This is a genomic window from Bacteroides zoogleoformans, assembly GCF_002998435.1.
GTDB lineage: Bacteria > Bacteroidota > Bacteroidia > Bacteroidales > Bacteroidaceae > Bacteroides > Bacteroides zoogleoformans.
The window spans coordinates 2,732,398-2,756,143 of the sequence record NZ_CP027231.1 but is presented as its reverse complement, the minus strand read 5'-3'; the positions used below and the strand labels follow the sequence as shown (position 1 = coordinate 2,756,143).

Here is a 23,746-nt window from a genome sequence, read left to right as displayed (position 1 = left end):
GCAAGTATAGAGAATATTACTCATAATCATGCAACTACTGCTATCTAAGACTCTCAAAATCCTATGCAAACGTTTGTGTTCAGGCACCGATGACCGGCCGGCAACAAAAACGCCTCAGCGTATTCAGCGTTATCACCCGCAACGGGAAGCGCCGCACGTCTTACAGATGAGACATCCCTCCTGATAGACCAGTGTCTCGTTGCCACAGTTCGGGCACTTCTTGCCCTTGGCCTCCGTTCCGTCCTGAATGTATTTCTTCAAAGCACGCTCCACACCATTCTTCCATGTATTTATGCTTTCGCTGTCCAATTGCAGCGAGCCTACCAACTTGATGACCTGCTCGATGGGCATGCGATAACGCAATACGCCGGAAATCAGCTTGGCATAGTTCCAATATTCTTTGTTGAACTTCTCGGACAACCCTTCGATGGTAACTTTATATCCGCGTTTGTTTTCAAACTGGAAGTCGTAACGTTTGTTTCCATTTTCATCCACATTCTTGATGATATGCCCGGAAACCACATTCTTCGGCAGAATGATGCCTTCATCGTCATCCAGCACACCGGTGAATATCTCGTAAGGATGGTTGTCCAACAATCCTACGAATGCCACCCACTTTTCTTTGTTGTTCTGAAAACGCACGACATCCGCATCCAATATTCTGGGACGCGTCTCAACAACCGTAGGCGGCTTGCATGGAGGCAGCTCTGCTTTCTTATCCTTTTTCGTAGAAATGAGCACACCCGAGCGCGAACCGTCGCGATAGACCGTACAGCCCTTGCAGCCGGACTTCCACGCTTCTACATACAATCTATTTACCAAATCCTCATCCACATCGTGAGGCAGATTGATGGTTACACTGATGGAGTGATCCACCCATTTCTGGATACGTCCCTGCATCTTTACCTTCATCAGCCAGTCCACATCGTTGGAAGTTGCCTTGTAATAAGGCGATTGCTCCACCAAAGCATCCACCTCCTCCTGCGTATAACGCCGGGCAGGATTGTAGCCTTGCGCCTCCATCCAAGTCACGAACTTGGGATGGAAAACGATATATTCTTCAAAAGCGTCACCGGTTTCGTCGATGAAATCCACGCGCACATTCGTGTCGTTAGGATTCACCTTGCGACGACGTTTGTACACGGGCAAGAACACCGGTTCGATGCCCGAAGTGGTCTGTGTCATCAGACTGGTTGTTCCGGTCGGCGCAATGGTAAGGCAGGCTATGTTGCGGCGCCCGTATTTCGTCATCTCCTCGTACATTTCCGGATCGGCCTCGCGCAGACGGTTGATGAACGGGTTGTTTTTCTCACGCTCCGTATCATAAATCTCAAAAGCACCTCTTTCCTTGGCCATCCGAACAGACGAACGGTATGCGCTAAGCGCCACGGTCTTGTGCACCTTCTCCGAGAACTCCGTAGCCTCCTCCGTTCCATAACGCAAGCCCAAGGCCGCAAGCATGTCGCCCTCGGCGGTGATACCTACGCCCGTACGACGTCCTTGCCCGCTCTTCTTGTATATCTTCTGCCAAAGCGTACGCTCGGTTTGCTTCACCTCGTCTCCTTCGGGGTCGCCATCTATTTTTTGCATGATGCGCTCAATCTTTTCCAGCTCAAGGTCGATGATGTCGTCCATAATGCGCTGAGCCAGCTCTACATGTTTCTTGAAGAGTTCAAAGTCAAAATAAGCGTCCGCTTTAAACGGGTTGACTACATACGAGTAAAGATTGACGGCAAGCAATCGGCACGAATCATACGGACATAACGGAATTTCACCGCAAGGATTGGTAGAAACGGTACGATAACCCAAATCGGCATAACAATCGGGAACCGACTCCCTTAGAATAGTATCCCAAAAGAGCACGCCCGGCTCCGCCGATTTCCATGCGTTATGCACAATCTTCTTCCACAAGGCAGACGCATCGACATTCTTCTTCACTTTCGGCTCGGCAGCGTCAATCGGATATTGCTGAACATACGGCTCACCATCAGCGGCCGCTTGCATGAAGTCGTCGGTCAACTTCACCGACACATTGGCGCCGGTCACCTTGCCTTCGGTCATCTTGGCATCGATAAACGCTTCCGAGTCAGGGTGCTTAATGGATACGCTCAACATCAAAGCGCCGCGCCGGCCGTCTTGGGCCACTTCGCGGGTGGAGTTGGAATAACGCTCCATGAAAGGCACCAAACCGGTAGAGGTCAATGCCGAATTCTTCACCGGAGAACCCTTGGGACGAATATGAGACAAGTCGTGCCCCACCCCGCCGCGGCGTTTCATCAGCTGCACTTGCTCTTCGTCTATCTTGAAGATGGCTCCATAGGAATCTGCCTCACCGTCCACACCGATTACAAAGCAATTGGAGAGAGAAGCAACCTGATAATTATTGCCGATTCCTGTCATCGGGCTTCCTTGAGGAACAATATACTTAAAGTGATCGAGCAACTTGAAAAGTTCTTCCGAACTCAACGGATTGGGGTACTTCGCTTCTATGCGAGCCACTTCATCCGCTATTCTCCAATGCATGTCTTCCGGAGATTTCTCGTAAATGTTTCCGTAAGAATCTTTAACCGCATATTTGTTCACCCAAACTCTGGCAGCGAGTTCGTCACCTTGAAAGTATCGTAAAGATTCTTTATAGGCTTCATCATAAGAATAAAGTTTCTTTTCCACGATGTTTTTTCTATAAGATTCAGTTGTAAATAAGTAAATTTGTAGAAGCTATACTTATCGTTAACAAATGTATTTGCAAATTTATAAACGATTTTCCATCCGACAAAACAAAAACAAAACTTTTTGCATCGGAAATAAAAGTTTCCCAAAACAGGATAGTAAACATCTAAAATACTGCAACTTAAGCAAAATGCCAAAAGTTTAAAGTTTGCCAAAAGAAAAAATCATACCGCCTGCATAAGCCTTAAACATATTCCATTTCATCCCAGAAAAAAGATTTTTTCAGGCGCTCCGATATGTTTTATTTCCTATTTACATTATATTTGCAGAAAAAAGAAAGTATGGAAAGCATGAAACAACGGAGAACCATCCGGAAATACCAACCCAAAGACATCCCGGCCGATTTGTTAAATGATTTGCTCGAAACATCCTTCCGGGCTTCCACAGTCGGAAACATGCAGGTTTACAGCGTGATTGTGACGCGCGATGCCGATCGCAAAGCAAAGCTGGCGCCTGCTCATTTTAACCAACCGATGGTACAGACCGCACCGGTGGTACTTACTTTCTGCATCGATTTGAATCGCTTCAGCAAATGGTGCCGGCAACGAAATGCCGAACCGGGATATGACAATTTCGAATGGTTTGTGACAGGGGCCGTCGACGCATTACTGGTGGCACAGACATTTTGCGTAGCCGCCGAAGAAGCAGGATTGGGCATTTGCTATCTGGGCACCACCACTTACAATCCCCAAATGATTATTGAAACATTGCACCTGCCCGAACTCGTCTTCCCCATCACCACAGTAACAGTGGGATGGCCCGAGGAGCTGCCGGAACAAACAGACCGTCTGCCTTTGGAAGCACTCGTACACAACGAAGTTTATCGTGATTATACCCCCGACGACATCAACCGGCTGTATGCTCATAAAGAATCGCTTCCGCAGAATAGGCAGTTCGTACAAGAGAATAACAAGCAGACGCTGGCTCAAGTCTTCACCGACATACGTTATACAAAGAAAGCCAATGAAGCCATGTCGGAGAATCTATGGGAAACAATGAAAAAGCAGGGTTTTTAAAAACCCTGCCTCCTTTTCTATCCTTCTTCGTAAAGACACTTTTTTCAGTTTGGCTTTTTCAAGACCGACCGGATGTCGTCTATTTCCGCCCGGAACGTTTTATCCACCTCTTTCAGCTCCTTGATGGTCTTGCAAGCATGCAACACGGTCGCATGATCCTTATGCCCGATGAGCAACCCGATTTTAGCAGCGGAAAAATCCGTATGACTTTTAGCTAAATACATGGCCACCTGCCTGGCCTGCACCACTTCACGTTTTCTGGATTTCGTGTGAATAATGGCCGTGTCTACGCCGAAATGCCTGCACACGGCATTGATAATATCATCTACCGTCACGGCTTTATTCTCATTGTTCACCACCTTGCGGACGATACGCTGCGCCAGCTCCAGGTCAACCTCCTTGTTATAGATGGTGGAATGCGCCATGATAGATATGACGATACCTTCCAAATCGCGCACGCTGTCACCCACATTCTCTGCAATATAGTCGATAACCTCTTGCGGAAACCGCAGGCCGTCACGGTGTATCTTGTTTTTCAGAATATTCTTCCGAAGCTCTATGGTGGGCTTTTCAAGTTCCGCCACCATGCCCCATTTAAAACGTGTAATCAAACGTTCCTCCATGCCTTGCAACAACACCGGCGCACGGTCGGAAGTAAGGATGAGCTGCTTGCCATTCTGATGAAGGTGATTGAAGATATGAAAGAAAGTGTTCTGCGTTTTAGTCACACCGGCAAATTCCTGTATATCGTCAATGATTAAAACGTCAATGGTCTGATAGAAGTTTATGAAATCGTTGGTCGTATTGTTGCGCACAGAATCAGTATATTGCACCTGAAAGAGGTGAGCGGATACATACAACACGCGTTTTTCCGGATACAGCTCTTTTATCTTGGTACCGATGGCATTAGCCAGGTGGGTCTTTCCCACTCCCGAAGCCCCATACAGGAACAACGGGTTGAAGATTGTTTTGGCCGGATTGAGTGCAACCGCTTCTGCCACACTGCGCGACAACTTGTTGCTATAGCCTTCGATAAATGTTTCAAAGTTATACTCCGGATTTAAGTGCGGGTCCAGTTCGGATACCGGAATTTGCGGAATGGCCTTATCCACCACCGTTTTTTGAGGGATAATGGTACGCTGCGTTGATTCATAATCCACGGTTTTCCGCGAACTCTTGTCAACCATAATATTATACATCAACCGTGTCCCTTGGCCAATAACCTTATAGAGCGTCTTTCGCAATAAGTCTACATACTTATCCTCCAGATACTCGTAAAAGAACTGGCTGGGCACCTGCACCACCAGTGTTTTGTCCTCATATTTCAATGGGGCGATAGGAAGAAACCATGTTTTATATGCCTGCTCCGGCACGTTGTCTCTTATCACCTCAAGACAACGGTTCCACAGCCCGACATGATTTATTTCACTCATAACGGCTACAACTACATTTATTGATTAAGCAAAACTTCTACAATCGCAAAATTGGCAATCTTATTTGAGAAAAACAAATCTTTTTTTTCTTGTTTTTTTTGACAGAACAATAATCCTTTTACTTTCAGCGACTTATCTTTTCGGGAAACCGACCCTCTGAAATGCCCATATTGGAATTATGCAACACCTTGTTACACAGAAAATTGACGGAAAACCAAAAATAAAAAACCTCCTGCCGAGAAGAGGAGTAAAAAGGGCTTTTTCAGCTTCTTACATGAAATTAGCGCATTTTTTCTTGCAGTCAGAGCCCCGGATACTATTTAGACAAAATCTATATAAGGCTGTCATCTACTTATTTTTTCTTCCGAACAAAGAAAAATGGACATAGCGTTTCGGGTGCGCTTTCAAGTCCTCAAGAAGACTTGCCGCATTGGCGGTGGTGAGATTCAGATTATTGTATAAAGAAGAATCGTTCAGCAAGAGTCCGACGGTATTATCTTTTCTTGTCATCTTATCTGTAATGTTTTTTACATCTTTCAAAGTGCCGTCTATTTTTTGCATGGCAGCGGCATAGTCAATCTCTTTCAGGTTGTTTGATATGAGAACAAAGTTATCTCCTATGCTATTGAGCTTACCGGTCAGCTGCGGGATGTCGGTGTGCATAAGTGCCCTTAGTTGCCGGCTTGTAACAGCCATATCGGCCGTTACATTTTGCACATTGTGCAGAGTTTCAGTTATGGAAGGGTCGGCCAATATCCCATTCAAAGAGGCAAGAATAGAATCCAGTTTAGGCAATATTTTCTCCACTTGCGGCATCATAGAAGCAACTTTTTCCATCACACCGCTGTTCAATAGACCGGGAATCGTATCTCCTACATTGTATTTCTCGCGCGGATTATTGGCAAGCAACAAGGTCATCTTCACGCCGCCCAGCATCTCGGCCGCCAATTCCGCCGTACTCCCTTTGGGTATGCGCAGTTCCGGATTGACATCTATTTCAGCGACCACTTTTCCGGGCCGTGTATAATCGTAATACAAATCGCGCACAATGCCTACCCGGAAACCATCTGCAAAAACCGGACTGGATTTCGTCAGCCCATTTACATTCTGAAACTCCACATAGAAATAAGTGGAAGGCTTGAACATGTTAACACCCTTCAGATAATTAATGCCATATACCAATATGCAGAGTGCGGCTATACCGGCTATTCCTATTTTAACTTCCCTTGTAATATACTTCATTATGTATCTGTTTTATTTATTTCTGCTTTTCTTGAACTCGCTGATGGCCGCATTGACGTTCATTTTCTTTCCATCCTTGAAAGCTATGATGAATGCATCCTTGAATTTATCTGCGATGCCGCGCTTATTACGCAGCACCAGATTGTAGTCGGGCGATGCGCCATAGGTATATTTATAGATTCCGTCTTCTTGGTAAGACTCTACCCCTTTCAGGCCCTTGAATCTTTTGTCATTTCCGGCCAAATGCCTCGAAGAGGTAAGTATCTGTATTTTAAATACAATACCACTCTGTTCTGTTTGAGTGGAGATGCTTTTTCCTGTCATTTTCGATGCTTCGCCGGCAGGCCGGGTTACGCCGGCGGAAGTCGCAACCGCTGTTTCCGGTCCGGCTTGAACAGTATCGGCTGTGCTATCTTGCACAGAAGCTTCCGCCGCCTCCGCATCTTCCGGCAGAACCGTATCGCTACTTCCCTTCGACCGTATTTCCTGTTCGCGCTTGTAAGTAATGAACGCACGGAAAATGCCGTTGGCAAGAGATTTAATGCCAGCGTCCGTGTTCAGATAGCGTTCTTCCTCCGGAGTAGATATAAAGCCAAGCTCCACCAGAATGCTGGGCATGGCACTGGCTTTCAATACAAGGAAGCCCGCTTGATGCACTCCGCGATCCACCCGTTTACAAGTACTACGGAACTCTTTTTGCACAAGAGCCGCCAAGTGTACGCTTTGCGACATATACTTGTCTTGCATGAACTCAAAAATGATGTACGATTCGGCCGAATTCGGATTAAAGCCCGCATAGCGTGTCCGGTAATCGTTTTCGTATAAGATAACGGAGTTCTCGCGTTTAGCCACTTCCAGATTGGCATCCGATTTAGCCAAGCCCAACGTCCAAGTGGAAGCTCCTTGGGCAGTCCGATTGCCGGACAAGGCATTGGTGTGTATGGAGATGAACAAATCGGCTTTGGCATTGTTGGCTATCTCCGCACGACGGTCAAGCGGTATAAAAACATCTTTCTCGCGTGTATAAACCACTTTTACATCGTGACAACTGTTTTTAATTTGGCGCCCCAACTTCAATGCCACATTCAGATTGATGTTTTTTTCTTTAGACATTTGCCCCACAGCTCCGGGGTCGTGTCCACCATGACCGGCGTCGATAACCACAACAAAGTCCTTGGCTGCAACGCCATCCATACAGCCGGGAAAGACAAGCAGTCCCAAGCATATACCTATGTATAATATGTAATGTCTATATGATGCCATAGTAAAACGATGCAAATGTAGTGGAATTTTATAGAAAACTCATCATTTCACCTTAAGTTCTGCTTATCAGTATATATTTTAAGCAATTAAGGACTCTCCTCCATACCTGCCCCGTACCAAGCCCGTATCTGCTCCGCATCTATAGGAGCGGAGGTTATACGGAGATCATACGGAGGTGATACGGAGATGATACGGAGGTTATACGGAGCTGGTACGGAGCTGATGCGGAGGATATGCGGAGCGAATTTCACGGAGGAACCTGTTTTTCATATTTCAAACAGCCTCCCTGCCCTATAGTATTATTTGGAAAAAGGTTCGCATATCTGAAAAATGTTTCTTATTTTTGTACCCAAATAGAGTGAATTATAGCGAAATGAACGTATTAGAACTAAGTGAACAGGAAATCATTCGTCGCAACAGCATGAATGAACTTCGCGCGATGGGCATCGAGCCTTATCCCGCTGCAGAGTATGTAACCAATGCTTTCTCCACCGATATCAAAGACGAATTCAAAGACGATGCAGCTCCCCGACAAGTATCCGTGGCCGGCCGTATGATGAGCCGCCGTGTGATGGGAAAAGCTTCTTTCATAGAATTGCAGGACTCGAAAGGACGTATTCAGGTGTACATCACCCGCGATGACATCTGTCCGGACGAAAACAAGGAAATGTACAACACTGTGTTCAAACGTTTACTCGATTTGGGAGACTTCATAGGCATCGAGGGGTTTGTATTCCGCACACAAATGGGCGAAATCAGCATCCACGCCCAAAGGCTGACCGTACTCTCCAAAAGCATCAGGCCGCTGCCCATAGTCAAGTATAAAGACGGTGTGGCATACGACTCTTTCGACGACCCCGAACTGCGCTATCGCCAACGGTACGTAGACCTCATCGTGAACGATGGCGTGAAAGAGACTTTCAGGAAACGTGCCACCATTATCAAGACGATGCGTGCCGCATTGGACGAAGCCGGATATACCGAAGTGGAAACTCCGATTCTGCAATCCATCCCCGGCGGAGCCAGCGCACGGCCTTTCATCACGCACCATAACTCGTTGGACCTCGACCTTTATCTGCGCATCGCCACCGAGCTTTACTTGAAACGTCTCATTGTGGGCGGATTCGAGGGCGTATACGAAATAGGGAAAAACTTTCGCAACGAGGGTATGGACAAAAACCATAACCCTGAGTTCACCTGCATGGAGCTGTACGTACAATACAAGGACTACAACTGGATGATGAGCTTCACCGAGAAACTTTTAGAACGTATCTGCATGGCCGTGAACGGAAGTACGGAGACCCGGATAGACGGCAAGACCATCAGCTTCAAAGCCCCTTACCGCCGTCTGCCCATTCTGGATGCCATCAAGGAAAAGACGGGCTACGACCTCGAAGGAAAGAGCGAAGACGAAATACGTGCGGTATGCAAGGAACTGAAAATGGAAATCGACGACACCATGGGCAAGGGTAAGCTCATCGACGAGATTTTTGGCGAATTCTGCGAAGGGACTTTCATACAGCCTACTTTCATCACCGACTATCCCGTAGAAATGAGTCCACTGACCAAGATGCACCGCAGCAAGCCGGGGCTGACCGAGCGCTTCGAGCTGATGGTAAACGGCAAGGAGCTGGCCAACGCATACAGCGAGCTGAACGACCCCATCGATCAGGAAGAACGCTTCAAAGACCAGTTGCAACTGAGCGAAAAAGGCGACGACGAGGCCATGTTCATCGATCAGGATTTCCTCAAGGCCCTGCAATACGGCATGCCGCCCACGTCGGGCATCGGTATCGGCATAGACCGGCTGACCATGCTGATGACGGGCAAAGCATTCATTCAGGAAGTACTCTTCTTCCCGCAGATGCGTCCCGAAAAGACGGCTCCGAAAGACGCTCCTGCCAAATTCACGGCCTTGGGCATTCCCGAAGAGTGGGTAGCCGTTATCCAAAAAGCCGGATACAATTTGGTAAACGACATGAAAGAAGTAAACCCGCAGAAGCTTCACATGGACATCTGCGGCATGAATAAGAAGTATAAATTGGAACTGGCAAACCCGACCGTAGGCGATGTTGCCGGATGGATAAACTCGATTAAAGATTAAAAAATAATAATGAAAAGTGAGAAAGGAGGAAGGCTTTCAAGCTCCTTTTTCACTTTTCATTTTTCTTTTTTCATTATTAATTATCATGAAACTACCCGGTAAGATAGCCATCATGGGAGGAGGAAGTTGGGCAACGGCCATTGCCAAAATGGTTCTGTCGCAAGCAGAGTCGATAAACTGGTATATGCGGCGCGACGACCGTATTGTCGACTTCAAACGGCTGGGACATAATCCGGCCTACCTGACGGGCGTCAAATTCGACATCAAGCGTATCAATTTCAGCTCAAACATCAACGATGTTGTGAAAGGCTCCGACACGCTCATCTTCGTCACGCCTTCTCCCTATCTGAAAGCCCACCTGAAAAAACTGAAGACCAAAATCAAGGATAAGTTCATCATAACTGCCATCAAAGGCATCGTGCCCGATGACAACATGATTGTATCGGAATACTTCAGCAAAGAATACAGCGTACCGGCCGAGAACATCGCCGTACTGGCAGGTCCTTGCCATGCCGAAGAAGTAGCCTTGGAACGCCTGTCCTATCTCACCATTGCCTGCCCCGACACGGACAAGGCTTGTGCCGTTGCCCGCAAACTGGCCAGCTCGTTCATCAAGACTTCCGTCAGCAACGACGTGGCCGGCATCGAATACAGTTCGGTGCTGAAAAATGTATATGCCATTGCCGCCGGAATATGCAGCGGTCTGAAGTACGGCGACAACTTTCAGGCGGTGCTCATGTCCAACGCCGTGCAGGAGATGAACAGATTCCTGCAAACTGTGCATCCACTGGACCGGAACGTGAACGACTCCGCCTATCTGGGCGACCTGTTAGTGACGGGCTACTCCAACTTCAGCCGCAACCGCACGTTCGGCACGATGATTGGCAAAGGGTATTCGGTGAAAAGCGCGCAGATAGAGATGGAAATGATTGCCGAAGGATACTATGGCACCAAATGTATCAAGGAAATCAACAAGCACTATCACGTCAACATGCCCATTGTGGATGCCGTGTACAACATTTTGTACGAGCGCATCTCGCCGATGATTGAAATAAAGCTGCTCACCGACTCGTTCCGGTAAGGAAACAAATGGTAACCACAATAAACATTACAGAATTTTAAACTTGGAATATTATGATCGATTTAAACATTGAAAAGACACTCGGATTCATTTCCAAAGAAAAAGTCTTCGCCTATGAAGCGCAAGCAAAAGCTGCACAGGAGGCATTAGAGAACGGTACGGGCAAAGGAAACGACTTTCTGGGCTGGCTGCATCTCCCCTCTTCCATCAGCAAAGAGCACTTGGCCGAACTGAAAGCCACTGCGCAAACCTTGCGCGAGAACTGCGAGGTGGTGGTCGTTGCCGGCATCGGCGGAAGCTACCTCGGCGCACGCGCGGTGATAGAGGCTTTGTCGGACAGCTTCACTTGGCTGCGCGACAAGAAAACGGCTCCGGTAATCCTGTATGCCGGACACAACATCGGTGAAGATTATCTGTACGAACTTACCCGATACTTGGCAGACAAGAAGTTCGGTGTCATCAATATCTCCAAATCGGGCACCACCACCGAGACGGCTTTAGCTTTCCGCTTGCTGAAGAAACAATGTGAAGACCAGCGCGGCAAAGACGTGGCAAAGCAGGTAATCGTAGCCATCACCGACGCCAAGAAAGGCGCTGCCCGCGTGACGGCCGACAACGAAGGCTATAAGTCCTTTATCATCCCTGACAACGTAGGCGGCCGCTTCTCAGTATTGACTCCGGTGGGGCTGTTGCCCATCGCGGTGGCAGGCTTCGACATCGACAAACTGGTGGCAGGCGCGGCAGCCATGGAAAAAGCGTGCGGAAAGGATGTTCCGTTTGTACAAAACCCCGCCGCCATCTACGCAGCCACCCGCAACGAACTTTACAAGAACGGCAAGAAGATTGAAATCCTCGTAAACTTCAACCCCAAACTGCACTACGTAAGCGAATGGTGGAAACAGCTTTACGGCGAATCCGAGGGTAAGGAGCACAAAGGTATCTTCCCGGCTGCCGTAGACTTCTCTACCGACCTGCATTCCATGGGACAATGGATTCAGGAGGGCGAACGCACCATCTGCGAAACGGTGATTTCCGTAGAAAAAACAAATCACAAGCTGGAGGTTCCCACCGACGAACAGAACCTTGACGGCTTGAATTTCCTTGCCGGCAAACGTGTGGACGAGGTGAACAAAATGGCGGAACTGGGAACACAGCTTGCCCACGTGGACGGCGGCGTGCCCAACATACGCATCGTCATTCCCGCCTTGAACGAAGAAAGCATCGGCGGCCTGCTCTACTTCTTCGAAAAAGCTTGCGGCATCAGTGGCTACATTCTGGGAGTCAACCCGTTCGACCAGCCGGGCGTGGAAGCATACAAGAAGAACATGTTCGCCTTGCTGAACAAACCGGGGTACGAAGAGGAATCCAAGGCCATCCGGGCAAGACTGTAAACCGAGAATCCGGAATTAGACAAAAAAGTTACATCAAGGGCGAAAACCATGATGTAACTTTTTTTACGTTTTATTTCTTTTTTAATACACGAACGTTTATCTTTGTTTATGAAAAAATCAATACAATGATAAATGCCATATTCTCCACCCTCACTTTCCAAGTGAGCCTTTTCTGGTCGGTAATCTTCCTGAAAGAATATCGGACGGCAGACCCCGCCAAGAGATTACTGACCATCTTCATGCTGATTTGCACCCTACTCCACTTCTCGCATGCAGCTTACTTCAACAAAAGTGTCCAACTGTTTTCCTTCCTCGAAAGCATCTACACTTTCTGCACACTGGCAGGCTATCCGCTATACTATCTATACATCCGCAAACTTACGGACGCCACACCCCTGCGCATCCGGGATTATTGGGTATTGCTCCCCGCCCTGCTTATCAGCCTGACGGCCGCCGTGCTCTACATCATGATGGGCAATGAGCGGGTTCCTTTCGTAGAAAGCTGTTTTTACAAACATGATGCATCAGAGGTCACACATTCCGCCGTCGCCCAAGCGCAATACTCCAGACTACTCGTCATGAAGATTGTTTATGCCATCCAACTGATTCCGGTATGCTACTTCGGTTCCAAAAGAATCGTGGCATTCAATAAGCGAGTCAAGAACTTTTATGCCAACACCGAAGAAAAGACACTGGATCCGATACGCTTACTACTGATTATATTCATAATCTTCACCCTTCTGTCGGGCACAGCCAACTATATCGGACGCGATTTCTTCATTCAGGAGTCATGGATGGTCATCATCCCCTCCGTGATTTTCAGCACCATGATTTTCGCCGTGGCATACGTGGGCTTCAAACAGAAGTTCACCGCCATCGATTTCTGCCACGACGAACAAACGACGGCGGAAAAAGACGAAGCGACAACTGTTGCCGAAAATATCATCAACAATGGCAGGAACGGCTCCATTGCCAAAGCCACCAATCCGGAATATCTTCTTCTCGGGGAGACAATCGGCAGGATTATAGAAAGTCAACAGCTCTTCCGCCAAAAGGGGTTGCTCATCACCGATGTTGCCAAACTGGCAGGCAGCAACCGGACGTACATCTCCACTTATCTCAATCAGGAACTCAACACCTCTTTCTCCGACTTCATCAACAATTACCGGGTGGAGTATGCCAAATCGTTGCTCGCCTCGAAAGACCCGGTATATTCCATACCCGAAATCTTTGAGATGTCAGGATTTACAAACGAAGTGTCTTTCTACCGCATCTTTAAAAAGCACACGGGTCTCACCCCCAAGCAATGGGTCAAGCAACAAGGCAATAAATAGCTGATGCGGGGAAATTTCACTTCCCAAGCTGTGGGCCTACCTTTTTTCAATTACAAACATAGGGGCTTAAGGTCATGGCAGAATGAAGAGCTCTCCACTCATTAACATCGTTTACATCTATTTTTACACATCCATTTTTTTCTCAACATTTTCACCTATCTTTGCATTGTTAAAAGACAATACAATGATAAACGCCATATTCTCCACCCTCCCCTTCGGAGTGTGTCTTTTCTGGTCTGCAATCTTCCTGAAGGAATATCGCAAGGCAGAGCCCGCCAAAAGGTTATTGACCCGTTTCATGCTGGTCTGCACCATGCTCTATTTCTCGCATGCGGTTTATTTCAACAAAAGTGTCCAATTGTTCTCCATCGTCGAGAGCATTTACGCTTTCTGCACATTGGCGGTTTATCCGTTATACTATCTGTACATCCGCAAACTGACCGACACCAAGTCCTTGCGCATCCGCGACTACCGGGTACTGCTCCCTGCCCTCCTTGTCAGCCTGACTACCGCCCTGCTCTACATCGCCATGGGCGACGAACGAATAGCTTTTGTAGAAAGCTATTTCTACGAACACGCTACATCGCCCGCCATTTATTCAGGTGTTGCCAAAGCACAATGCATCAGGTTGATTCTCATGAAGGTGGTCTTTACCGTCCAACTGATTCCGGTATGCTATTACGGTTTCAAGAGGCTCGCTGCATTCAACGAGCAGATCAATAACTTTTATGCCAACACCGAGGGGAAAACACTGGCTCCGATACGCTCACTGCTGACCGTATTCCTAATCTTCACCTTTCTGTCGGCCATAGCCAACTACATCGGACGTGATTTTTTCATTCAGGAATCATGGATGGTCACCATCCCTTCCGTGATTTTCAGCACCATGATTTTCTCCGTGGCATACATCGGCTTCAAGCAGAACTTCAACGCAATAGACTTCTGCCGGGACGAACAGACGGCAGGAGAAAAGGATGAACTTACACTTACCGCAACAGAGGAAGACGATTATGATGATGAACGGACTTGTGCCAAAGACACCCGGAACAGAGAAAATCCGGATTTTCTTCTTCTCGGGGAAACAATCGGCAGAATTATAAAAAGTCAACAGCTCTTCCGCCAAAAGGGGTTGCTCATCACCGATGTTGCCAAACTGGCAGGCAGCAACCGGACGTACATCTCCACTTATCTCAATCAAGAACTCAAGACCTCTTTCTCCGACTTCATCAACAATTACCGGGTGGAGTATGCCAAATCGTTGCTCGCCTCGAAAGACCCGGTATATTCCATACCCGAAATCTTTGAGATGTCAGGATTTACAAACGAAGTGTCTTTCTATCGCATCTTTAAAAAGCACACGGGTCTCACCCCCAAGCAATGGGCCAAGCAGCAAGGCAATAAATAGCTGACGATTTCACCTCCCAAGCTGTGGGCCAACCTTCCCTAAAGTACGGGCTTGGATTTGCTAATGTGCAGCCTCATACTTACTCTAACATGGACATGCTTTAACAATTCGCCCCCCTCCAACAGTCTCAAAATAGATGCTTAAAACGAACATTTATACTTTTTGTTAGTCGATTTGTACGATTTGTTAGTTCCCCCAAAGCCTATTTTACCTTTTTTTGCATAACAGTAATTGAGTAGCGTAACCGAAAAGCTAAAACAGAATAGGACAACTTTAAACTAATAAACTGTTATGAAAACAACAATCAAACTATTCAGCATGCTTGTGGCATTCGCCATGTTCAACGGATGCGACAAGTTGAAAGAATTGGCCGATGTAAATCTCAATTCCGAAGTAAAAATCGACATTCCCGTCAGGCTAAACAACGACACGTCGGGCGAAGAACAATTAGAAGTAAAGCTTAGTGACGCCAAAGAACTGAGCGAGTACATAGACTATTTGGAGAAGATCAGAGTGACAAGCCTCGTTGTGAGCGTGCCCGCTTACAACGGCAGCAATGCCGTGTATGACCTGGAACTGAAAATAGACGGTTCCACCGTGTACAAAGGAAACGGTGTGGACGTGCCCGATATGAAACAGAAGGAAACAACCATCAATGTGGCCGAGCAAGATGTGCTCGACAGGATAGGCAGAAACTTCCTGAACAACAAGAAGATTGTTGTACGCGGCAGAGCCGAAACCAAATCCGGCGCGGTAACTGCTAACTTCACCGTACGATGTATCATTAAAATGGAGATTACAGCCAATCCACTGTAAGGGAAAGGATGTAATGATTTCAAGTTCAAACAACCAAAAGAATATCGTATGAGAAAGTTATTGTATTTTGTCGCAGCCGTCATCGTCTTGACAAGTATGGCGGCTTGCGGCGGAGCAACTGACAAGCTGAAGAAGCAAGTGGACTCTTTGGAGGCCATGAATGCCCAAAACCAGAGCATCATGGAACAGATGACCTCGTTTGTGTCCGCCCTCTCCGAAGGGCTCGACACCATTGCCAAACAAGAAGGCAGGCTCTTCTTCTCGAACAAGGGGCCGGAGGGGACGATGGTAGATAAAGAGCAGTTGAAGAAAAACCTCGAATCCTTTGCCAATACACTTGTGGAACAGAGAGAGAAAATACGGAAGATGGCCGAACTGCTGGAAGCCAAAGGCATGGACATGAAGAAGCTGGAAACGCTTGTGGACTACCTGAACCGGCAGATTGACGAAAAAGACCAAATGATAACACAATTGAAGAATGACTTGAACCAAAAGAACGTAAACATCGCCCAACTGCGCGGAAAGGTCAGCTCGCTGAGCCAAGACAACCAAACGCTCAACCAAAAGCTGCAAGAACAGGAAAAGTTGCTGAGCAGCGCCCAAATAGGCAAAGGCTTTGTCGTGATGGGTTCGAGGAAGATTCTGAAAGAAAACGGCATCCTAAAGGGGACGAAAATAAATTATGACAACCTGCCGCACGAGCTCTTCACGGAAGTGGACACATGCACCTTTGGCGGAATGGAAATCCCGGCAGGTAAGCCGAAAGTTCTCTCCACCATGCCCTCATCTTCCTACGAAATTGTGCGCACGAGCAAGAATGCTTCGGAAATCCACATCTTAAATCCGGAGGCCTTCTGGAGCAACACGAAGTACCTGATTATTCAAACTAATTAGTATCAATAACTTTTAAATCCTTTTATCTATGAAACGATTCAAATTCTTAATGATGGCAGCATTCACAGCAGTTTGCGCATCAGTCTCGGCACAACAAGTGATTACACTTGACCAACTGAAAGCGAAGAAGCAGGATAAGCAGACGCAACAGCAAAGCCAGCAGAAAACACAGCAGCAGAAACAGCAGAAGCCACAGAAGCAGCAGAAGCAGACGCAACAGCAAAGCCAGCAGAAGCCACAGAAGCAGCAGAAGAGTTACAGCTCGTCCGATTACGAGGGGTTCAGCAGTTTCATCGTGCAGTACAACGCAGCCAGTTTGAACATCAGTGCCGAAGGAATGAGTGCCAGCGACGGATTCTCCGGACTCTCCGCCGGCTATCTCAAAGCTATCAACATGGGCAATACGCCCTTCTACATCGAACCGGGAGTCACAGCCCAATATTTCTTTAAAAACAAGTTCAGCATGTTGTCCGTCAAGATACCCTTCAGCGTCATCTATACTTTTCCGGTTGCCGACGGTATCAATCTCGACCCCCATGTGGGAGCCTATTTGCGGGGAAATATCATAGGAAAATCTGACAAAGTAGATGTTTTCTCAAAGGAAGAGATGAAAAAGGCGGGACAGGAGCCGTGGAAGCGTGTGCAGTTCGGCCTCCATTTCGGACTACGCGCCCGTTTCAACGACAAGTTCATAGGTGGTATCAGTTATTCGATGGATTTGAATGAAATCACCGCACATACAAAAGTGAACTCGTTCGACTTGACTTTCGGAATCATCTTCTGACATCTGCCGGATATAGAGCAAGAGAGGGTTCAAGGCAAAGAATCAGGAAACAGCCATGAACCCTCAACCGGCTTTCCGAAGAAAAGATTGTTGCTTAGAAGAAGCTATATTAAGAAACGTAGAATCATTATCATCTGTACACTTATGAAAAGGTATTTATTATTTTTCATCCTGATATGCTCGGCGTGTGTCTTCACCTCTTGCGAGAAAAACGACACGGAAGCCGATTATGAGTTTATGGATACGTCCGTAAACGGCAAGTCGTTCTATTCGGTGTACGAGGAGTTGCGCATGCGCATGATTTTTGGCCTTGCCAATCCGGATGCCTCATACAACGACCCGGATAAGATATACGAACTACTGACGGCACTTGGCAAGAGTCAGACAAAGACGCGCGGAACAATCGCCCAAGTAAAAGCAGGCTACGACTTCTACAAAGCAATGGAATCGTCCACCGCCCTGCCAAGATACGCAGCTTTGGGAGTCATCAAAAAAGCGGGCATCAATATAAAAGACAGCAAGGTGAGGCGCGAACTGTTTGGCGCCATAGACCCTGACCATCTGCCCAAGAATTACAACGTCAAAGATTTTTGGGCGGATTTCTCTACCGGAAAGCTGGACCGCTATGCGCCGGCCATCTTCAAGGACATATACTACACCGGTGGACTTTCCGGACATGGGAGTGAACATAAGCCCTATTGCGAAGCCTTTCAAAACTATTGCGACCAATGCCACATACGCCCCATTGACTTGGCGATTACGGCTGCGCCGAAGCTTATTCAGGCCGGAGTAGGGCTCGTCATCGCCACATCCGACGACCTCATTCAATGGGGAGAAAGTGCCTATAACTTCGTCAATGACAATGGAGAACTGCTGATTTCCTTTGCCGACGGCAATCTTGACGGCGCAAAACTGTCAAAAGCATGTAATACAAACTTCAAGCTGTTGACCACAGTTCTAAAATCGACTCTTGCAGAGACTTACAATTCAGATCTGCTTGATGCCGAGAAAGACTTTCTCGACATCCTCGGCGACTGGACACAAGAACAGGTTGCGGAACTCAACAAATCGGTCAATGAACTCATTCAGGATCGCTTAGGCTCTAAATATGAACTGTTGGATTCAGATCTGGAAGATTTTGCAGAACGCATCAAGGAGATAGCTTCCTCCGGCAATGGGCCGGAACAGTATCTTATACAGATAGGTAAATGGATAAGCTATGACGAGGGCGAGGTTGCCATTCTGGTATTTAAAGCGAACCATACCGGAACGATCACAGAATACATCCTTGATGATTCTTATGAAGGAGGGTTTAAGAAAGAAAGAGAGATTCAGATAAAATGGAAACTATCAGGAGATACGCTAAGTATCACTGGCACCGATGAAGATGGGAAAACTGAGACCGTAGTCCTTAAATTTTCTATTAAAGAAGGAGCATTTCATCTGACCAACAGCGATGGAGAGACTGTAGTGTTATATCCCTATAAAAATGGGCAAGGGTTTTCCTGATAAAAGCCTGTTCCATTTGAAAATATGATTCAAATAGAAAATATAAATCATTAAAGGAGCAGAATCACGAAACCCCTGTTCTTAGTTTCAGCCGTCATTGCATGTCTTGTTCTCTTTGATTGCAAACAAGGTGAGAAAGAGTTGTTGGAATTGTCCGACACCTCTTTCTCCGGCATCAGTTGCGAAGGGGCGACGTTAGAAATAAGCGTCAGCAGTAATGTGGAATGTGCTCTGTGACCTAAGCTCCGCAGTGGTGCGCCGTCGAGGAGTTGGCACAACGATACGACTGCGAAAGGGATAAAGTCTTTACGTCACTAAACATCATGGACTATGAGATTGGTTACATACAAGAATTCACCCCCCAACAAAGAGCAAGAATACGTCATGTACTGAATTACTGTTCCTTGATTCCGGGGCCGAAAATAAGATTGGCAAGCACACACGCCACATACAACGGAGTGGCGGACTTGCCCATCCGTACAATGGAATAGTTTGGTTGTTCTTTTTTCTCGTCAGGGGGTGTTGCGAAACACCTCCATGGCGACTTTCAGAGTACAGAATCATGTGGGAATTTGCTGTCTCGAACCATAAAGACCGCATATATCCGCAGATTCTGTATTTGTCATCATCAATCAAGAGAATTTTATACCTATCTTTGCTTCCGCTAAACAACAGGTATAGAAAATGATTGAAAACGCCACTTTTCGCTTTACGGAAACTTCCGGACTTCCTCATATCCAACTCAAGGCCGTTCTTTTCGACATGGACGGCGTATTATTCAACTCCATGCCCTACCATACAGATGCTTGGCATAAAGTGATGGAACGCCACGGCCTGCACCTGAGCCGCGAAGAAGCTTATATGCACGAAGGACGCACAGGTGCCGGAACAATCAACATCGTCTACCGTCGGCAACATGGCACAGATGCCCCTGCCGAACTGATAGAATGCATCTATGCGGAAAAAAGCGCCGAATTCGGCACTCATCCCGAACCGCTACCTATGCCCGGCGCATGGGAAATACTGCAAAAAGTAAAAGCAGCAGGCCTTATTCCGGTACTTGTCACCGGCTCCGGACAACATTCCCTGCTGAACCGGCTCAATCACAGCTTCCCCGACATATTCCGGCGCAAACATATGGTGACTGCCTATGACGTAAAATATGGTAAACCTCATCCGGAACCTTACTTGATGGGATTGCAAAAAGCCGGCGTGAAAGCCGATGAAGCCATTGTTATAGAGAATGCCCCCATCGGAGTAGAGGCAGGAGTAGCAGCAGGCATCTTCACCATAGCAGTCAATACCGGCCCATTAGACCCGCAAATATTGCTGAATGCCGGAGCCAACTTGTTGTTTCCCTCCATGCAGGCGCTTTGCGATAATTGGGAAGCACTGAACACTGCATTAAAAATGCGGCTGTAACACATAGGCAAACTAAACGCTTCCTTATTATGTAGCGTTTAGAATAAAATCTTCTTTTTAATGTCATTTTTATCTCAGGCACAGTCCTCCGGTCTTCATGTTCCCGAACTTTCCAAGTCCACATAAACAGTAAATCCCCTCCATCCTGTATTCTGATGAAGGGGATTCCTGAAAGTGGCGGCTACCTACTCTCCCACTGTTACGCAGTACCATCGGCGCGGCCGGGCTTAACTTCTCTGTTCGGAATGGGAAGAGGTGGAGCCCCGGCGCTATAGCCACCTGAATAAGAAAGACATGAGGCGAAAAGCAAAGCACGGTCACCGTATCACACGGATGACCGCAAGCTGAACGTATATACCAACCACGAAAGCGGAAGACAAAAAAGCGGACGGGCAATTAGTAACGCTCGGCTGTGACATCGCTGCCTGTACACCTGCGTCCTATCAACGTCATAGTCTGTGACGACCCTGAAAAGAAATCTAATCTTGCGGCCGGCTTCGTACTTAGATGCTTTCAGCACTTATCCGATCCCGACGTAGATACCCGGCGATGCGCCTGGCGGCACAACCGGTAAACCAGAGGTCGGTCCAACACGGTCCTCTCGTACTAGTGTCAGAGCCGCGCAAATTTCATGCGCCCACGATAGATAGAGACCGAACTGTCTCACGACGTTCTGAACCCAGCTCGCGTGCCACTTTAATGGGCGAACAGCCCAACCCTTGGGACCTTCTCCAGCCCCAGGATGTGACGAGCCGACATCGAGGTGCCAAACCCCTCCGTCGATATGAGCTCTTGGGAGGGATCAGCCTGTTATCCCCGGAGTACCTTTTATCCTTTGAGCGATGTCCTTTCCATACAGAAACACCGGATCACTATGCTCTAGTTTCCTACCTGATCGACGTGTATGTCTCCCAGTCAAGCGCCCTTATGCCATTACACTCTGCCGGCGGTTACCAATCGCCGTGAGGGCACCTTTAGAAGCCTCCGTTACGCTTTTGGAGGCGACCACCCCAGTCAAACTACCCACCAAACAATGTCCCCGAAAATCAACGGGTTAGAACTCAAATAACCAAAGGGCCGTATTTCAACGGCGGCTCCACCGGGACTGGCGTCCCGACTTCAATGCCTCCGGCCTATCCTACACATCAATTACCCAAATTCAATGTTAAGCTATAGTAAAGGTTCACGGGGTCTTTTCGTCCCATCGCGGGTAATCGGCATCTTCACCGATACTACAATTTCACTGAGCTCACGGTTGAGACAGCGTCCAGATCATTACACCATTCGTGCAGGTCGGAACTTACCCGACAAGGAATTTCGCTACCTTAGGACCGTTATAGTTACGGCCGCCGTTTACCGGGGCTTCAATTCAACGCTTCTCTTATCGATGACGTCTCCTCTTAACCTTCCGGCACCGGGCAGGTGTCAGGCTGTATACTTCATCTTTCAATTTAGCACAGCCCTGTGTTTTTGTTAAACAGTTGCCTGGACCGATTCTCTGCGCCTCCGTTTTACGGAGGACCCTTTATCCCGAAGTTACAGGGTCAGTTTGCCTAGTTCCTTAACCGTGAATCACTCAAGCGCCTTAGTATATTCAACCCGACTACGTGTGTCCGTTTGCGGTACGGGTACCTACAGGATTATGTTTAGCGGATTTTCTGGGGAGTATGATTACATGCGCTATTGGGTTGTCCAAAGGACGCCCCATACTATCAGGTTCGGCTCGGAGGACGGATTTGCCTGCCCTCCTCGACACCTACACCATTCAACCGGCTATTCCGTCAGCCGGCGGCACTGTCACTGCTCCGTCACCGCGTCACTCCTGAAGGTAGTACCGGAATATTAACCGGTTCTGCCATCGGCATCGCCATTCGGCTGAGCCTTAGGACCCGACTTACCCTGATCCGATTAGCGTTGATCAGGAAACCTTAGTCTTACGGCGAGGGGGGTTCACACCCCCTTTATCGTTACTTATACCTACATTTGCTTTTCCACACGCTCCAGAGAAGCTCGCGCTTCGCCTTCGACGCAGAGTGGAATGCTCCCCTACCGATGATGATATCATCCCAGGGCTTCGGCAGAATACTTATGCCCGATTATTATCCACGCCAAACTCCTCGACTAGTGAGCTGTTACGCACTCTTTAAATGAATGGCTGCTTCCAAGCCAACATCCTAGCTGTCTTAGCAATCTGACTTCGTTAGTTCAACTTAGTATTCATTTGGGGGCCTTAGCCGCTGGTCCGGATTGTTCTCCTTTAGGACACGGACCTTAGCACCCGTGCCCTCACTCCTGACATAGAACCGGCAAGCATTCGGAGTTTGTCAAGACTTGATAGGCGGCGAAGCCCTCGCATCTTATCAGTCGCTCTACCTCATGCCGGTATAAGTCAAGGCTGCACCTAAATGCATTTCGGGGAGTACGAGCTATCTCCAAGTTTGATTAGCCTTTCACCCCCACCCTCAGGTCATCCGGAAGCTTTTCAACGCTTATCGGTTCGGTCCTCCAGATGGTGTTACCCATCCTTCAACCTGCCCAAGGGTAGATCACTTGGTTTCGCGTCTACTCCTTCCGACTAAAACGCCCTATTAAGACTCGCTTTCGCTTCGGCTCCAGGTCTCAAGACCCTTAACCTCGCCGGAAAAAGTAACTCGTAGGTTCATTATGCAAAAGGCACGCCGTCACCGCCAATAGGCGGCTCCGACCGCTTGTAGGCGCACGGTTTCAGGAACTGTTTCACTCTTCTGCTCGAAGTGCTTTTCACCTTTCCCTCACGGTACTGGTTCACTATCGGTCTCTCGGGAGTATTTAGCCTTACCGGATGGTCCCGGCAGATTCACGCAGAATTTCTCGTGCTCCGCGCTACTCAGGATACCACTGGGCTGGATACGGTTTCGTGTACGGGGTTATCACCCTCTATGACCCGCCTTTCCAGGCGGTTCCACTCACCGTAACACATGCCGGAACGTGGTCCTACAACCCCGCCGGCGCCGTAACGCCGGTGGTTTGGGCTCATCCCCGTTCGCTCGCCACTACTGGGGGAATCATTGTTTATTTTCTTTTCCTGCGGGTACTAAGATGTTTCAGTTCCCCGCGTTAGCCTCTGTCTGTGACAGATGTCACTCCTTCAAAGTGACGGGTTGTCCCATTCGGAAATCCGCGGATCAAAGGTTATTTGCACCTACCCGCGGCTTATCGCAGCTTATCGCGTCCTTCATCGCCTCCGAGAGCCAAGGCATCCGCCGTGCGCCCTTACTTGCTTTTTTATCGTACCGGCTCACATTGTGTGGGTCGATATATACTTTCAGCTTTAACTTTACTT

Annotated in this window: 16 protein-coding genes and 2 rRNA genes; 12 read left to right on the top strand and 6 right to left on the bottom strand. The window is 47.9% G+C overall.

The genetic code is table 11. The annotated features are described in order from the left end of the window. Window positions 1-132 precede the first annotated feature (132 nt). Complete coding sequence (locus C4H11_RS11510; protein ID WP_106042178.1) at window positions 133-2,670, bottom strand: adenosylcobalamin-dependent ribonucleoside-diphosphate reductase; 2,538 nt, start codon at window positions 2,668-2,670, stop codon at window positions 133-135. A 341-nt stretch (window positions 2,671-3,011) separates the two neighbouring features. On the opposite strand from C4H11_RS11510, the gene C4H11_RS11505 reads away from it, so the two are divergent. After that, complete coding sequence (locus C4H11_RS11505; protein ID WP_164996540.1) at window positions 3,012-3,746, top strand: NADPH-dependent oxidoreductase; 735 nt, start codon at window positions 3,012-3,014, stop codon at window positions 3,744-3,746. 44 nt (window positions 3,747-3,790) lie between these two features. Here C4H11_RS11505 and dnaA read toward each other — a convergent pair whose 3' ends face one another. The 3 genes from dnaA to C4H11_RS11490 form a co-directional block, all read right to left on the bottom strand. Beyond that, complete coding sequence (dnaA, locus tag C4H11_RS11500; protein WP_106042174.1) at window positions 3,791-5,179, bottom strand: chromosomal replication initiator protein DnaA; 1,389 nt, start codon at window positions 5,177-5,179, stop codon at window positions 3,791-3,793. 348 nt (window positions 5,180-5,527) lie between these two features. Continuing rightward, the gene (locus C4H11_RS11495) at window positions 5,528-6,421 is read right to left on the bottom strand and encodes an MlaD family protein (RefSeq protein WP_106042172.1); all 894 of its coding nucleotides are present in this window, start codon (window positions 6,419-6,421) and stop codon (window positions 5,528-5,530) included. A gap of 12 nt (window positions 6,422-6,433) precedes the next feature. Beyond that, on the bottom strand, window positions 6,434-7,684 hold the full coding sequence (locus C4H11_RS11490) for an N-acetylmuramoyl-L-alanine amidase family protein (RefSeq protein ID WP_106042170.1): 1,251 nt from the start codon (window positions 7,682-7,684) through the stop codon (window positions 6,434-6,436). A 373-nt stretch (window positions 7,685-8,057) separates the two neighbouring features. Here C4H11_RS11490 and lysS point away from each other — a divergent pair, with 373 nt between their 5' ends. From lysS to C4H11_RS11435, 11 genes are all read left to right on the top strand, one after another. Next, window positions 8,058-9,788 (top strand): lysine--tRNA ligase, encoded by a 1,731-nt coding sequence (gene lysS / locus C4H11_RS11485; protein ID WP_106043378.1) that lies wholly within the window; start codon window positions 8,058-8,060, stop codon window positions 9,786-9,788. Window positions 9,789-9,873: 85 nt separating this feature from the next. Further along, complete coding sequence (locus C4H11_RS11480) at window positions 9,874-10,869, top strand: NAD(P)H-dependent glycerol-3-phosphate dehydrogenase (RefSeq protein WP_106043376.1); 996 nt, start codon at window positions 9,874-9,876, stop codon at window positions 10,867-10,869. 53 nt (window positions 10,870-10,922) lie between these two features. After that, window positions 10,923-12,260, top strand: coding sequence for a glucose-6-phosphate isomerase (locus C4H11_RS11475; protein ID WP_106042168.1), 1,338 nt, complete (start codon window positions 10,923-10,925; stop codon window positions 12,258-12,260). Window positions 12,261-12,385: 125 nt separating this feature from the next. After that, a complete protein-coding gene (locus C4H11_RS11470; protein WP_106042167.1) occupies window positions 12,386-13,594 on the top strand; it encodes a helix-turn-helix domain-containing protein in 1,209 nt (402 codons plus the stop codon). 184 nt (window positions 13,595-13,778) lie between these two features. Beyond that, the gene (locus tag C4H11_RS11465) at window positions 13,779-14,999 is read left to right on the top strand and encodes a helix-turn-helix domain-containing protein (RefSeq protein ID WP_164996539.1); all 1,221 of its coding nucleotides are present in this window, start codon (window positions 13,779-13,781) and stop codon (window positions 14,997-14,999) included. 291 nt (window positions 15,000-15,290) lie between these two features. Further along, window positions 15,291-15,815, top strand: a complete 525-nt coding sequence (locus tag C4H11_RS11460) for a hypothetical protein (protein ID WP_106042163.1) — start codon at window positions 15,291-15,293, stop codon at window positions 15,813-15,815. Between the two features lie 48 nt (window positions 15,816-15,863). Beyond that, window positions 15,864-16,709, top strand: coding sequence for a Cbp1 family collagen-binding glycoprotein adhesin (locus C4H11_RS11455; protein ID WP_106042161.1), 846 nt, complete (start codon window positions 15,864-15,866; stop codon window positions 16,707-16,709). Between the two features lie 28 nt (window positions 16,710-16,737). Continuing rightward, window positions 16,738-17,493 carry a PorT family protein gene (locus C4H11_RS14225; protein WP_164996538.1) on the top strand — a complete coding sequence of 252 codons (756 nt, stop codon included), beginning with the start codon at window positions 16,738-16,740 and terminating at the stop codon, window positions 17,491-17,493. A 144-nt stretch (window positions 17,494-17,637) separates the two neighbouring features. Then, window positions 17,638-19,002, top strand: a complete 1,365-nt coding sequence (locus tag C4H11_RS11440; protein WP_106042155.1) for a hypothetical protein — start codon at window positions 17,638-17,640, stop codon at window positions 19,000-19,002. A gap of 323 nt (window positions 19,003-19,325) precedes the next feature. Further along, window positions 19,326-19,493: a hypothetical protein gene (locus C4H11_RS14220; RefSeq protein ID WP_164996195.1), complete on the top strand. Its 168-nt coding sequence runs from the start codon at window positions 19,326-19,328 to the stop codon at window positions 19,491-19,493. A gap of 193 nt (window positions 19,494-19,686) precedes the next feature. Continuing rightward, window positions 19,687-20,424, top strand: a complete 738-nt coding sequence (locus C4H11_RS11435) for an HAD-IA family hydrolase (RefSeq protein ID WP_106042153.1) — start codon at window positions 19,687-19,689, stop codon at window positions 20,422-20,424. 172 nt (window positions 20,425-20,596) lie between these two features. On the opposite strand, the gene rrf is transcribed toward C4H11_RS11435, so the two are convergent. Both rrf and C4H11_RS11425 read right to left on the bottom strand, forming a co-directional pair. Further along, window positions 20,597-20,707: ribosomal RNA gene (gene rrf / locus C4H11_RS11430) — 5S ribosomal RNA — on the bottom strand. A gap of 93 nt (window positions 20,708-20,800) precedes the next feature. Beyond that, window positions 20,801-23,690 (bottom strand): 23S ribosomal RNA (locus C4H11_RS11425). Window positions 23,691-23,746: the final 56 nt, after the last annotated feature.